The organism is Cryobacterium sp. MP_M3, from assembly GCF_015752155.1.
In the GTDB taxonomy this organism is placed as follows: domain Bacteria; phylum Actinomycetota; class Actinomycetes; order Actinomycetales; family Microbacteriaceae; genus Cryobacterium.
In genome coordinates this window covers 1-13,140 of the sequence record NZ_JADOVI010000031.1, presented here as the reverse complement: position 1 = coordinate 13,140, position 13,140 = coordinate 1, and the positions used below count along the sequence as shown (strand labels likewise).

12 protein-coding genes are annotated in these 13,140 nt (G+C 63.4%); 4 read left to right on the top strand and 8 right to left on the bottom strand.

Annotated features, from left to right (window positions below):
- Positions 1-80: 80 nt before the first annotated feature.
- Positions 81-647 (bottom strand): hypothetical protein, encoded by a 567-nt coding sequence (locus IWX89_RS17870; RefSeq protein ID WP_196904888.1) that lies wholly within the window; start codon positions 645-647, stop codon positions 81-83.
- Positions 648-795: 148 nt separating this feature from the next.
- Between IWX89_RS17870 and IWX89_RS17865 the strand changes: the two genes are divergently transcribed.
- Positions 796-969: a hypothetical protein gene (locus IWX89_RS17865; protein ID WP_196904887.1), complete on the top strand. Its 174-nt coding sequence runs from the start codon at positions 796-798 to the stop codon at positions 967-969.
- An 89-nt stretch (positions 970-1,058) separates the two neighbouring features.
- Here the strand turns inward: IWX89_RS17865 and IWX89_RS17860 are convergent, their stop codons facing one another.
- Positions 1,059-1,982, bottom strand: coding sequence for a nucleotidyl transferase AbiEii/AbiGii toxin family protein (locus tag IWX89_RS17860; RefSeq protein ID WP_196904886.1), 924 nt, complete (start codon positions 1,980-1,982; stop codon positions 1,059-1,061).
- Positions 1,979-2,959 (bottom strand): type IV toxin-antitoxin system AbiEi family antitoxin domain-containing protein, encoded by a 981-nt coding sequence (locus IWX89_RS17855; RefSeq protein WP_196904885.1) that lies wholly within the window; start codon positions 2,957-2,959, stop codon positions 1,979-1,981. The genes IWX89_RS17860 and IWX89_RS17855 overlap by 4 nt, the downstream gene beginning before the upstream one ends.
- Before the next feature lie 305 nt (positions 2,960-3,264).
- Between IWX89_RS17855 and IWX89_RS17850 the strand changes: the two genes are divergently transcribed.
- Positions 3,265-3,405, top strand: a complete 141-nt coding sequence (locus tag IWX89_RS17850; protein ID WP_196904884.1) for a hypothetical protein — start codon at positions 3,265-3,267, stop codon at positions 3,403-3,405.
- A gap of 219 nt (positions 3,406-3,624) precedes the next feature.
- Here the strand turns inward: IWX89_RS17850 and IWX89_RS17845 are convergent, their stop codons facing one another.
- The 5 genes from IWX89_RS17845 to IWX89_RS17825 all read right to left on the bottom strand — a co-directional run bounded on the left by IWX89_RS17845 (position 3,625) and on the right by IWX89_RS17825 (position 11,156).
- The gene (locus tag IWX89_RS17845) at positions 3,625-6,639 is read right to left on the bottom strand and encodes a glycoside hydrolase family 38 C-terminal domain-containing protein (RefSeq protein WP_196904883.1); all 3,015 of its coding nucleotides are present in this window, start codon (positions 6,637-6,639) and stop codon (positions 3,625-3,627) included.
- A 29-nt stretch (positions 6,640-6,668) separates the two neighbouring features.
- Positions 6,669-7,508 carry a carbohydrate ABC transporter permease gene (locus IWX89_RS17840; protein WP_374220540.1) on the bottom strand — a complete coding sequence of 280 codons (840 nt, stop codon included), beginning with the start codon at positions 7,506-7,508 and terminating at the stop codon, positions 6,669-6,671.
- Complete coding sequence (locus IWX89_RS17835) at positions 7,508-8,440, bottom strand: carbohydrate ABC transporter permease (RefSeq protein WP_196904882.1); 933 nt, start codon at positions 8,438-8,440, stop codon at positions 7,508-7,510. The genes IWX89_RS17840 and IWX89_RS17835 overlap by 1 nt, the downstream gene beginning before the upstream one ends.
- Before the next feature lie 15 nt (positions 8,441-8,455).
- Positions 8,456-9,808: an extracellular solute-binding protein gene (locus tag IWX89_RS17830; RefSeq protein ID WP_231383472.1), complete on the bottom strand. Its 1,353-nt coding sequence runs from the start codon at positions 9,806-9,808 to the stop codon at positions 8,456-8,458.
- A gap of 115 nt (positions 9,809-9,923) precedes the next feature.
- Entirely contained in the window at positions 9,924-11,156 is a 1,233-nt protein-coding gene (locus IWX89_RS17825) for an ROK family transcriptional regulator (RefSeq protein WP_196904880.1), read from the bottom strand.
- Positions 11,157-11,269: 113 nt separating this feature from the next.
- Here IWX89_RS17825 and IWX89_RS19160 point away from each other — a divergent pair, with 113 nt between their 5' ends.
- Together IWX89_RS19160 and IWX89_RS17820 are read left to right on the top strand one after the other, a co-directional pair.
- The gene (locus tag IWX89_RS19160; RefSeq protein WP_374220539.1) at positions 11,270-11,434 is read left to right on the top strand and encodes a hypothetical protein; all 165 of its coding nucleotides are present in this window, start codon (positions 11,270-11,272) and stop codon (positions 11,432-11,434) included.
- A gap of 226 nt (positions 11,435-11,660) precedes the next feature.
- Entirely contained in the window at positions 11,661-12,599 is a 939-nt protein-coding gene (locus tag IWX89_RS17820; RefSeq protein WP_196904879.1) for an N-acetylglucosamine kinase, read from the top strand.
- The last annotated feature ends 541 nt before the right edge of the window (positions 12,600-13,140 follow it).

Sequence of the window (13,140 nt, the reverse complement as noted above, 5' to 3'; positions counted from 1 at the left end):
ATCATCATGTCCCTGCATGAACCAAGTCTTAACCACGCCCACAAATCCATGCAGAGGCGCGCCTTAATACGCCAGATTAATCAGCGCGCTCCTAGCCAGGCAGGGGACTTCATGTCTGCGTAGGCGCGGCAGAACAGCAGCCCCGAAAATGGCAGCACTGCGACGAACAAGATTGCCCGGACCACCTCGCCGGTGATGGTGTCGACGACATCCATCGTGTCGCCGGCCCAGTCCACCAGCATCGCCCGGCCCGGCTCATGGCGCAGTACCGCCACCAGATCGTGGCTGCGGAGGTAGTCGGTGAACAGGGCGCAGAACTGCGAGTACCCGTACTTCTTGCCCGCGTCTTTGGCGTCGACGTATCGGCGCCAGGCCAACAGTAAAGTGAAGTGCCGGTTCGCTTTCATCGACGCCAGCACCCGCGCCAGGTCGGGCTGGACGTACTCCTCCGAGACCTTCCGGCGCCCATCCGGGAACCACTTCGCGAGATCAAGGTCGGTGATCGCGACCATCGAGGTCAGACCCCGGTCCTGGACCTCCTGCCGAACCCGGGCCACGTCGCGATGCGAGCACCCCGCAATCTCGACGACTTCGCGGTAACTGCGCCCCTCCAGCAACAGCCCCAAGATTTTCCGATAGTCCGCCATGAACCCGCCCTTAACAATGAAAGGACAACGCCGAATGCGTCGTCCTTCCACAGCACAGCAGAGCGCCGCCCGCCAGCGCTACCGTGTTCCCGGAAACGCGCTACCAACTCGCCGGACTACCGCTACCACCAAGCGCTACTCGCCATATGTGATGGCGATGCTGATGGACCGCGAATCGGCGTCGACCGTCGCGAGTTGGTTCCAGGGCATGAACCCGGAACTGCATGACGTCTCGCCGGCGCGAGTCCTGCGGGAGCAGGAGCTTGAGACTGCGGGCCCCGCTGTGCTCGCGGCGGCTCGTTCCTTTGTGGCGTTCGGCTGATGAGGCCGGCGCTCCCGCAGAAGGAAAGCCAGCTCCGCGACTGACCCTGCTGCGCACCCTGTCTGGCTCCGTCGCGGGTCTCGAACCGGTCAGCTCGGGCGGACCCACTGCTGTTGCGCCGGGTCCCAATGGCCGTCCTCGATCTCGGCGCTGAGGGCTGGCTTCAGCATCGCGTTGATTGAGGAGATGGCATCTCCCGGGTTGAGAAAGTCGCTCAGGAGGGGGACGGTCTTGGCGACTTTGCGGTATCCGTCGGTCATGGCACGTGGCACCTGGAGCGTTGTGAACGGGGGCAGGTGTCGGTGGTGCGCTTCGGTGTGGACGCTGATGCGGAGTTGGCGTGCGTCGATGCGCATCGTTTTGGTGAGGATGGCCAGATCGACGAGGTCTTTGGATCGGGTCGAGGCCTGGCCGCCGTAGGTCGATAGGGTCGCGCACACCTTGTCGGCGATCTGGTCCTCGACCGCGATCGCCTGATATGCCACGGCCGGCCCCAGACGTGACATGTCGAGTCTGAATGCTGGAGTGATGATGTCCAGTGGTGCGGCGGGGGTGCGGTTGTGGATGGCCAGGTCGACTCTGAGGGGGTTCCGGGTGCCGGCGCCTCGAACGGTGACGCTGAACGTGATGGCCGCTGCGTGGAGTTCCGGCTGGTTGGGTCCGCCGGTGTCGCGGTGACTGACATAGCGAAACTCGAAATGATCGCCGAGGTCGATGCTGACGGCCGACGCCAGCTGCGCGATGGCGGCATCGATGCTCAGGCCGGCCGTCTCGAGGTCCACATCTGTCGTGCTTCGCGAGTGGGGAAGCCGGGCGAGCATGCTCGTGCCTCCCTTCAGCGCAAAGGGGCAACCGCCCTGAGAGAACACCCGGCAGAGGAAGCGATCGAAAATAGCCAGTTCGACGAGGCTCTGGACCGAAGAGCCGACGCCGCTCCGGTGTGCTGCGCGGGCCTTCTCCGTGATCGCGGACAGCACGGCACGTCCATCCGGGTAGGGCTCGTTAGCGATCATTGTTCTTCCCCCTTTTGCTGGACGGTTCTGTGGCTTCGGGTGGGCGTCGATAGCTGCGCTGCAATGGTTTCCGTGGGCTGGTCCATTTGCTCTCGATGACGGTGAACGGCGGGCGCGAGCACGGTGTCCGCGATTTCGGAGACCAGGTGATTCTGCTTCGTGAGCGCCGGTGTGAACATCCGCTCGATGTCGGGCAGATCGGCGTCCCCGGGCAGTTGGGTCTGGAGGCGGGCGACGATGGTTCTCAGCTGTTCCGCGACTTCCCGGCTGACGATTTCCGCCAGGGCGGCGCCGATAGCCGGCCGCTGAACGAGAGCGCGGGCGGCGGCGACATCGTCGATTCCCGCGCTCCGGCGGAGTTGTTCCAGCAGCGCCGATCCGTCGCCTCGAGGGTGGCCGTATCGTGCCGCGTACGGGTCGAGCAGAAGGCCGAGGCGTTCGAAGTCGACTGCTCGTTCCCCTCGGGTCGCGTCGGCCATCACGTCTCCGACCAGGGATAGGTCGCCGATTTCGTCGACGAGATCAGCGATCGTGCGTTCGATGCTCGTCACCGGGAGCCCCCCGACAACCACAACGTCGCGGGAATCTAGCAGGCGCCGACTGTAGGCAATGTCGGTTCGTTGAGTCTGGCGTCGCCTACGGGTAATCAGACGGTACGGGACCGGATTGATGTCCCCGCACTCATGCACGGCTGTCGCTGCGGCCCCGCCCACCACGACCTGTGGGGTGCTGACTCGCTCCCACGCCAGCATGATTGGGTCGGTGGACATCCAGGCGGCGCGCAGATCGTCCAGAGGAGCGACCGGCACTCCCCCGAGGCGGTACACGCCCTGAGCGAGACGCTCAAGACGCCCGTCTCGTTCCCGATGCGAGAGATTGGCGCGACTCACACCCCGCGCCCGCGCCTGAGCCGTCGTGAATAGACCCCACTGACCAGCTGCCAGTTCCTCAAGGATCGGTTCAACAATAATACTCATACTTGAAAAGTATAGTTTAAGTACGCTTTCCAAGCAATCACAGATGCGAACGAGGTCCTCACGCGGCGACCCACTCGTTGGTTCGTGACGATGGCCGTGGTGGCGTTCGCGGAAGGCCCGACCTGCGCGCGGATCTGGAAGAATCGATCGAATACCGTCGACTCTCTGCCCTTTCTGTGATCGCACTACACACCTAGCTATCCGGTGGGGCCCTACGTGTCAGGTTGAGTTGATCGTTGCCACCGGGTGGTTCGGCGTTAACCGCGAATTCGTTCCGGTTACCGCCCTGTTCGTGCTCATCGGGGGTGGCCCCCTACGTCGACGCGTACTCGATCGGATACCTTGAGCAAGTCAGCTCCGGCGTCGTGATCGGGCTCCTGGTCAACATGTTGATCTTTCCCCTGCTCAGCGTCGACGCCGAGGGCTGGCAGTTCTCGAACCCCTGACCAGCCAGAATCCTTAGCCCACGTTTCCGTTCCGTTACTACTCAGACCCCAAGACTGGTGTGTTCACCAACGGAGGCCTGCTCGCGCCGACCGAAGCGGCCATGCAGATGAAAACGGTCACCAAACCCGTCAAGTAGCTCCCGGGAGAACGCTCGCCAACATCGACGCGGCCCGTCCTGACTCGGTACTTCCGGGTCATCACGGGCCGCGTTCAGTGTGTTAGGAGCGCCGGATACGCAGAGTCACCAGCTGGAACGGCCTGAGCACGAGCGTGGCGCACTGGTCATTCGCGGAAACCAATCCGGCGGACACCTCCAGGTCACGTTCGAGTAGGTCAGTTTCGGTGATCCGCGCGACAGGGAATCCCAGGGAGATCTGGGCTTGGGCACGGGTTCCCAAGGACTCATAGCATCGTACGACGAGGTCGCCGGAACGGTCCTCGGCGAGCTTGACCGCTTCAATTACGATGGCGGGGTTGTCCACGACGACGACGGGTTCGACGATGGGAGCGGAAACCTCCCGGATCGGGATGTTAAGCCGGTAACCTTCTCGCACCGTTGCTGCTACGTCCGCTCCAACCGCGAGGGAACTGTGGAACTCGTGGCGGCCCTGGTCTGCTTCCGGGTCGGGGAACAGCGGCGCGCGAAGCAGCGACTGGCGCACGAGTGTTGTCGTCCCGCCACCCTCGCGGGTCTGCCGGGTGATGTCGTGTCCGTAGCTTGCGTCGTTGGCGATCCCTACCCCGAAGCCGGGCTCCCCCACGTGCACCCACCGGTGCGCGCTCGTCTCAAAGCGAGCCGCATCCCATGAGGTGTTCTCGTGGGTCGACCTGTATACGTGCCCAAATGCCACCTCCGACGCCGCCCGCTCGGCGCGTACGTCGAGGGGGAAGGAAAGTTTCAACAGCTTCTGCCGTTCGTGCCAGTCGACGGTCGTCGTCATCACAAGGCTCCTGCCGGACCCGGTGAGGGAAAACAGCTGGCTGACGCTCGAGGAGCCGAAGGAACGGTCGACACGGACGGCCACAAGTCCGGGCTCGTTCGAGGTGACCTCGACGAGATCGACCTGGTCGATGGCTTCGCCGTGGCGCCGATAGTGCACGTCGAGGTCCCACGCCTCCCACTGGTTCGGGGTGTCACGGAAGAGTTGCAGTTCGCCGGCGAGTTCACCGGGTGCGATCGCGTCCCGTCCAGAGGCGAGGTCCACGGCCGAACTGATTCGGCCGGACGCGTCGAGGTCAAACCTGACGAACTCGTTTTCGAGGGCGTAACCCTGGTCCAGCCGGCGCAGGCGAGCGATTCCGGTCGCTTCCGGGATGCCCGCTGAGAGCGGGGCGACCCCGTCCACCTCGAACGGTCCGGCGTTGAACACGGTGTGGGCATCTGCTTTTCCGGGTAGGGCTGCAACGGATGCTGCCACCAGATCGTCGAGTTCGCGTTCAACGCGAGCGTACTCGGCCTCGGCCTCCCGGTACACCCAGGCGATCGAGGTGCCGGGCAGGATGTCGTGGAACTGCTGGAGCAGGACCGTGTGCCACAGTGTCTCGAGCTGCTCGTACGGGTATTCAGCACCGGCGCGCACAGCGGCGGTCGAGGCCCACAATTCGGCCTCGCGCAGCAGGCGTTCGCTCCGCCTGTTGCCACGCTTCGTCCGCGCCTGAGAGGTGTACGTCCCGCGGTGGAACTCGAGATACAGCTCGCCCGACCACACGGGCGGGTTGGCGTATTCGAGCGCGGCCTGCTCGAAGAAGCGTTGCGGCGAGTCAATTTCGACCGTCGGCGAGCCTTCGAGTGACGCCGTGATGCCGGCCGCTGCGAGCATCTCCCTGGTGGGGCCGCCGCCGCCGTCGCCCCAGCCGAACGGCACCAGGGACGAGTTGGCAGCGCCTTTCTCGGAGTAGTTGCGTTCGGCAGTCGCGAGCTCGCGGGCGGAAAGGTCGGAGTTGTAAGTGTTGACGGGCGGGAAATGGGTGAGCACCCGGGTTCCGTCAATTCCTTCCCAGAGGAAGGTGTGGTGCGGGAATACGTTGGTCTCGTTCCAGGAGATCTTTTGGGTGAGGAAGTATTTGCAGCCGGCTGCGGCGACGATCTGCGGCAGGGCTGCGGAGTACCCGAAGGAGTCCGGCAGCCATGCTTCCTGGGGGTCGACGCCGAATTCTCGTAGGAAAAAACCCTTGCCGGCCACGAATTGCCGTGCCATCGCCTCGCCGGAGACCAGGTTTGTGTCGGACTCGACCCACATCCCGCCGACCGGGATAAAGCGGCCCTCAGCCACGCGCACCCTGATCCGCTCGAACAGCTCGGGGTAGAACTCCTTGATCCACGCGTACTGCTGGGCCGAGGAACACGCGAATTTGAATTCGGGGTACTCGTCCATAAGCTCGAGGACGTTCGAGAAGGATCGCGCGCACTTGCGGATCGTTTCACGGACCGGCCATAGCCACGCCGAATCGATGTGGGCGTGGCCGATGGCGGTGACCCGATGCGCACTCGCAGAGGCAGGTTTGGCCAGGACTCCCGCGATCGCCGCCCGCCCGTCGACCGCGGTGCCAGCCACGTCGTCTGGGTCCATCGCGTCGACGGCCTGTTCCAGTGCTCGCTGGATCTCCGCCGTGCGCGGCAGGTCCTGCGGTAGTTCGCGCATCAGCCCGTCGAGGGCGGCGAACTCACGACCGAGCTGCCAGACCTGCTCGTCGAGCGCTGCCACCTCGATCCGCCGGAGGGTGTAGATCGGTTCCCGCCCCGCAGTGGACTTGTCACCCAAGGGGGTGGGATTCATGAAGCCGCCGCCCGAAACATCCGGATTCGACGCCGCTTCGATGTACAGGTCGATCCGGGATGCGGACCCGATAGGAACGTGGGTGTTGAAGGGCTCGATCGCCTTGATTATGCGACCGTCAGGCGCGTAGACGAGCCCCTCAGCCTGGAACCCCGATTGACCGGTCGTGAAGCCGAGATCGACGACCATCTCGACTCGTAAGCCTTCCGTCGCCCAAGAAGCGGGAACGCTCCCGGTGACGTGGAACCACGTGGTCCCCCACGGTTTACCCCAAGGCCGACCGACGGCGAATGGGGTGAAGGTCTCCGCGACCGCGACTCCGAAAGGGACCGGTTCATCGGGGACCTCCCAGGCTTCAACCGTGAGCGGGTGTGAATCCCGGTAAACCGCGGCGGCGATCTTTTCCCCCGCAAAGCGGGTGATCCTGGCGCGAACGAGCTCGGTATTGGCGTGCATATGATTCCTTCAATCCTGGGGAGGTCGTGTCAGCCCTTGACGGCGCCGGCGAGGGCCGACGAGCCACCGAGGACACGTGAGGTGAAGACGTAGAGGGCGAGCACCGGTACGGAATAGACCAGCGAGAACGCCGCGAGTTGGCCGTAGACGACGGCGCCGTATTGGCCGAAGAACGCGTAAATCGTGACGGCGGCGGGTTGGAGCTCCGGGCTGAGGAGGAGCACGAAGGGAACGAAGAAGTTTCCCCAGGAGCCCACGAAGACGAAGATGAACACCACGGCGATGCCGGGCCGCATGAGCGGAACGACCACACGGGTGAGTGTCGTCAGCATCGAGGCGCCATCGATCCAGGCGGCCTCTTCGAGAACGATCGGCACCGAGTCCATGAAGTTCTTCATCATCCAGATTGCGATCGGAAGGCTCGTCGCCGCCATGAAGAGGATGACTCCCGGAACCGAATCGATGAGGTTGAAGGCGACAAAGAGGCTGTAGACCGGCACCATCATGGCTGTGATCGGCAATCCTGTTCCAAAGAGAATTCCGTAGAGGAACGGCTTGTTCACGCGCATCTTGTAGCGCGAGAGCGGATAGGCGGCGAGGACCGCGACGACGACCGTGATGATCGCGCACCCGCCGGACAGGATAATGCTGTTGAGGATGGGGATGAAGGTCTGCTCGGGTGTCAGTACCGTGCTGAAGTTGTCGAGCGTCCAATGTTCGGGCAGCTTGAGCGTGAGAGACGCGGAACTGTCGAACGCGGCCAGCACCAGCCACAGCAGTGGAAGGGCGAAACTTAACCCGATTAGGAGTAGGACGCCGTTGGAGACGCGACGCAGGATGCGACGGCTCGGCGAAGTCATGTCCGACATCAGTCGACCCCCGGCTTCAGCGCGCGAATATAGATCACGGAGAACACCGCCCCGATGAGGAGGAGGATCGTCGCGATCGCGGTGCCGAGGCCCAGCTGAGAGAACTTGAAGGCCTCCTGGTACGCGAGCACGGGCAGGGTCGAGCTGTTGGTTCCAGGGCCGCCGCCCGTCATGACGTAGATGATCGTGAAGGCCGACAGTGTTTGCAGGGTCGTGAGCATGAGGTTGGTGCTGATGGTCTGGCGGATGATCGGAAGAGTGATGTAGACGAGCCGCTTGACGCCACCGGCACCGTCCATTTCGGCGGATTCATTGACGTCCTGTGGAACGTCGCTCAGTGCCGCGGTGTACACCAGCATGGAGAAGGCTGTGCCCCGCCACACGTTCGCGAGGATGATGGCGATCATCGGCAGCGCATACAGCCAGTCCGGACCGGTGATCCCGACGCTCCCGAGCATGGCGTTGAGCGTTCCCTTGTTGTGGAAGAAGGCGTAGGCGGCGAACGCCGCAACGATTTCCGGCAGGACCCACGAACTCACGACGAGCGTGCCGACAACCGAACGGATGATTCGATTGCTCGTTTGCATGAGCAAGGCGAGACCCAACCCGAGCACGTTCTGGCCGACGATAGCGGAGCCGACCAGAAACAGGATGGTCAGCCAGATCGACTTGTAGAAGTCGGGGTTTGAGAAGAGTTTGGCGTAGTTTTTGAGTCCGATGAACGTGGAACCCTGTGCGGCGCCTCCGGTGAGCGCCGAGTCGGTGAACGAACCGTAGAACGAGGACACGATAGGAGCAAGCAGGAAGAGGGCCAGGAGGATGAGCGCGGGGACGAGTGGTGTCGATCGCAGGGCGGATCGGCCAAACCCGGAGGCGCGGGGACGCACGGTGCGCCCCCGCGGGCGGGTCACAAGTAGTTGTGACGGTGACATGAGGTTGCGGTCCGCCTACTTGGCCGGCATGACCAGGTCGGCGCCAACGGCGTCCTTGAGGCCCGCGTCATAAGCCTTGGCTGCCTCTGCCGGGGACTGCTGCCCGGTCATGACGGATTCCATGGCCACTTGGATGAGATTCGAGACCTGGCTGTAGTTCGAGTTGGCGGGGCGGAAGTGGGTGACCGCTACGAGGCCTGCGAAGAATTCTGCGGTGGGATTCGACGCAATAAACTCGGGGTCTTTCGAGACATCGTCCCGCACCGGGATCTGGCTGGCCGCGATGGCGTACGCCTTCGAGTTCTTCTGGTTCAACGCCAGCTGGATGAAGTTCCACGCGTCATCCTTGTTCTGGGATTTCGAGCCCATCGCGAGCGTCCAGCCGCCGGACATGCTGGTCGTTCCCGGCTTCTGCCCGTTCTGGGTGGGCATCGGAGCCTGACCGAGCGCGGTCGTCCACTCCGGCCACGACAAAGCCCCTGAAGCGAGCCAGGTACCGGACTGCCAGGACCCATCGAGGAAGATGGCGACCTTGCCGTTCGGAACCAAATCCGAGGTGAGCGTGGTACCGAAGTTGGGGTCGAGGGCCTCCTGCGGCGTGGGGGCGAGACCGCCTTGGTAGACGTCCTTGATCATGCCGAGCGAGTCAATGAATCCCTTCGAGCCGGTGATCCACTTGTTCGCCTCGGTATCGAACAGGGTGTTATCCGTGCCGTAGAGGAGCATTTCGAGACCCTGCATGACCGAGGCCTCACCCAGCCCTTTGCCGGAATAGATATTAATCGGTATGACACCCGGCTCGGCGGCCTTGATCTTCTCGGCGGCGTCGACGATGTCCTTCCAGTTCTTGGGCTCCCAGGGAACCGTCACACCGGCTCTCTTCAGTAGGTCCTTGTTGTACCAGAGCGCACGCGTGTCAGTGCCCATCGAAATTCCGTAAAGCTTGCCGTCACTCCCTGATCCGGCCTTCTTGGCGTTGTCGGGGAACTGGCTCCAGTCGCCCCACTTGGACGCGTAATCGTCGAGGGGCGCGAGGTACCCGGCATCGGCGTCGGACTGGATGAGAGAGGTGTCTTCATAGAGCACATCAGGGGCCGTGGCCGCGGATCGATTCATCAGCGACAGCTTGGTGTAGTAGTCGTTCTCAGAGGCCTGGATCGAGACCAGGTCGACAGTGACCTGAGGGTTTGCGGCCTCGTATTGCGCTTTCACAGCCTTCATCTGGGCGTCCATCTGGGTGAAGGTCCCGAACTTCTGGTAAGCGACCTTGATGCTCCGATGCCCGCTGTCTGCTGCCGATTGCGCGCAGCCCGCGAGGGCGGTAGCCGCCATCGCGCCAATGGCCAGAGTTGCCAAGAGACGTTTCATGATTCTCCTTTGATTCATTCACGACGAAGGCGCTGTTCGACCTCGTCCGCACGATTACTATATCCGTTTTAGTAATTAAAGCGCAAGACATTTGTGCCCCGACTGCGATAAATCGTCAGGTTGGCTGGTGGTTGAGGAGAAGCATCGCTGAATCGGGTGCCAGTGCGTCGTCGAGCACGAGACAGGCTGCTCCCGTCGCTGCGACATCCTCTCCCGCGGTCGCTTCGTCGAACGTGATGACGTGGGGAACGGCAAGGAATTGGGACCGAGACACCAAGTGCGGAATCCGTGCCAGCAGCATCGCCGAAACCGGTGCCCAAAACGGTCCGCCGAAGACGATGCGCTCGACGTCAAGGACGTTGATCACAGAGACCAATCCCTCGGCAATGTCGACCGCGATCTCATCGAGCATCTCGACCGCTCCAGCGTGGCCTTCGCTAGCCAGCAGCGCCAACGCGGAGAATAGCCGGCGGACCGCTACGTTCGACAGTGCCACGCCTGGCGCTTCGAGTATGCCCCGTTCGATCGCCCGGTTGACGACGTCCCGGGGCGACGTCGCTTCGCCAAGGCGCCGGCGGCCACGACCCGCGGCGCTCGGTTCGCTCGCACCGACGACAAGGCCTCCCGCATCGCCGGCATTGCCGCTCGATCCGCGGACGACCTCATTCTGCAGGGCAATACCGATGCCGACGCCGGTGCCGTAGTAGAAGAACAGGAAGCTGCCGCCAGGCTTGCCGGTCCAGGTCTCGGCGACTGCCGCGGCCGTCACATCCTTCTCAAGCAGTACCGGGCGGCCCAATCGTGAGCTGAGTACGTCGCGAATCGGCATGCGGTCCCAGTTGACCAGAAGGGGCGGGTTCATGAGGGCACCTGTGGCGGTTTCGATCGGTCCGGGGGCTGCGAAGCCGATTCCCGAGATTCGGGATTCATTCACTTTTGACTCGATGACGATGTTCTCAACGGTCGCCACGATCTGATCGAGGTTCTCCTCGACGGTCGTGTCGCCAGGAGTCTCGATGTTGCGGTGAACGACAACGGTGCCGGCCAGGTCGATGAGGACCACGCTGATGACCGAGGGGTCCAGGTGGATACCGACGGCAAAACATCCGCTCGGATTGAGCTGCAGGATTCGCCGCGGCTTGCCCACCCCGGAAATGATCGTCCCCGTCTCGCAGATGTATCCGTCGTCCAGGAGCCTGCGGCAGACGTTCGACGCTGTCTGCGCGGACAGGCCCGTTCGCTGGGCCACCTCGACCCGGCTGATTCCCTCGCTCGATCGACGGATGACGTCGAGGATAACGGCCCGGTTGTAGCCGGCCAGGGCGAGAAGATTCGTTCCCGAACGCACCCGAACCTCCGTGACTTACCGGCGGGCTTCGCACACCGTGATTTCAGACTACCCGTGAGGACGACTGCGGCCACTCGTTCAAAAAGTCTGCACTCCGCAGCAGGTCAGATACCGTGGACGTGGACGTGGTCGGGTCTAGAGGGTATTACCGGGCTGGTTCCTTTCCGGCCGAGCTCGACAGGATCGGCCGCGTCGCCCAGCACTTCGATAAACCGGTCATCCTCCGCGATGCCGGCTGTCAGAGCCGTACCGGCTCGCCGGACAAGTCCAACAGGTGAGCGCTGCCCGGCACATCATCCGGTGTAGAGCAGCTGGGCTAATACAAGGACATGGTTGACGCGGCGGGCACCCGTGAGTGGACGTTTGAGTTCATGCTCTGGGACTGGCCGGCCGCTCTGTCCCCGTCGCTTCGGTGCCGGGCAATGACGACTACTGTGTGTACAGCAAACCAGCCGAAACATTCCTCACCCACCGTTACGAATCACTCCAAGGACGCCGCAACACATGACTGACGCATCCCGCCACCTCGCCATCGACGCCGGACAGACCGGCATCCGTGCTTTGCTGCGGAGCGGCGAGAACCGCGAGAACCGCGAGAAGACGTTCGACTTCGACGGTATCCGCACCGACCGGCACCTGGTCCCGCAACTGTCGGAGGTGATGGCTCGGGTCGCCGGTGCCGCCGATGTCACCATCGACACCGTGAGCGCCGGCATTTCCGGCTTCACCCAGTCCGACGCCGACGCTGCAGAGTTGTGTCGGCTCGGTAGCGAATTCGGGGTGCGGCAGGTGTTCCTCGCTCATGACTCGATCACCTCGTACCTCGGGTCGCTCGGCGACACGCTCGGCGCCGTGATCGCGGTCGGCACGGGCGTTGTGACCCTCGCGGTCGGCGCACAGGACGTGGCACGAATCGACGGCTGGGGCTACCTGATCGCCGACGCAGGCAGCGGTTACTGGATTGGACGCGCCGCCCTCGACGCCGTCATGCGCGACTACGACGGGCGAGGCCAGGCGACTGCCCTGACGCAGGCCGTCCGCGCGGAATTCCCGAATCTGGAGACGGTCTACCTCGAGTTGCAGGGCGATCCCTCCCGGGTCAGCCGCATCGCATCCTGGTCTCGCGCGGTCACCGCACTCGCCGCGACGGATGCCGTCGCCGCGGGCATCTGCGACGCCGCCGCCGCCGAACTAGCGCACTCGGTGCGCACGGGGCTACGGCGTGTCGGCGAGGACGCCGGCCCCGCCCCGGTTATCAGCGGACTCGGCGGGGTGCTGCGCGCCCCCGAGATCGCGAGTCGCTTCGAGAAGGACCTGCGCGAGTTCTGGCCCGCTGTGAACCTGCGCTTCCCCTCCGCGAACGGCCTCGACGGCGCCGCACTGCTGCCCAGCCTCGGCGCTCAGAGCGCCCTGCGTGGCCTCGTCGCGATCGCGCGCGACTGAAATACGCGAGTTACCCTGCCACGTAGGGGAATCGAGAGGTAGCGGACGCCAAAGCCGCCAGCTCAGCGAGCGACTGCCCCGGAGGATCTGGTCCGGGAGCGTATGACCTGACCATAGACCCCCGAAATCCAAGCAATGCTTCACTTATTGGAGTCGAGCCAGATAGTTATCCAGTGGGGAAATCACAATCTCATCCGAGGGCGTTCTCGGCTCTCAATCTTTCAATGACGCCGCCTCGACCGGTTCAAGGTATGTGTTTCTCGTCGGGCTGACCATCGACTACTTCAACACGACCAAGGCCCCTTGACTGCATCTGAATGATTGGCACACACGAGGGGATGGAGAACCGCGTACCAGCCACTCTTGTCAAGATGTCCAGCCAATCGGTGCGAAGTTCACTTGGTCGCAGTCTCTCCCTCTCCGAGAGGGCCTCCTGTCTGGACCGTTGTTAGCGGCCATGCCAAACTGCCCATAGGCGGCCAGTAGAACTGCCCGTTGGTGGCCATGAGATCTGCCCACTTCTTGTTCTGAGCCCGACCGC

What these genes read in the sequence shown, in the direction of transcription:
- IWX89_RS17855 (WP_196904885.1), bottom strand. Translation starts at nt 2,959, where the DNA reads ATGAGTATTATTGTTGAACCGATCCTTGAGGAACTGGCAGCTGGTCAG.
- IWX89_RS17820 (WP_196904879.1), top strand. Translation starts at nt 11,661, where the DNA reads ATGACTGACGCATCCCGCCACCTCGCCATCGACGCCGGACAGACCGGC.
- IWX89_RS17830 (WP_231383472.1), bottom strand. Translation starts at nt 9,808, where the DNA reads ATGAAACGTCTCTTGGCAACTCTGGCCATTGGCGCGATGGCGGCTACC.
- IWX89_RS17860 (WP_196904886.1), bottom strand. Translation starts at nt 1,982, where the DNA reads ATGATCGCTAACGAGCCCTACCCGGATGGACGTGCCGTGCTGTCCGCG.
- IWX89_RS17845 (WP_196904883.1), bottom strand. Translation starts at nt 6,639, where the DNA reads ATGCACGCCAATACCGAGCTCGTTCGCGCCAGGATCACCCGCTTTGCG.
- IWX89_RS17835 (WP_196904882.1), bottom strand. Translation starts at nt 8,440, where the DNA reads ATGTCACCGTCACAACTACTTGTGACCCGCCCGCGGGGGCGCACCGTG.
- IWX89_RS17840 (WP_374220540.1), bottom strand. Translation starts at nt 7,508, where the DNA reads ATGTCGGACATGACTTCGCCGAGCCGTCGCATCCTGCGTCGCGTCTCC.
- IWX89_RS17870 (WP_196904888.1), bottom strand. Translation starts at nt 647, where the DNA reads ATGGCGGACTATCGGAAAATCTTGGGGCTGTTGCTGGAGGGGCGCAGT.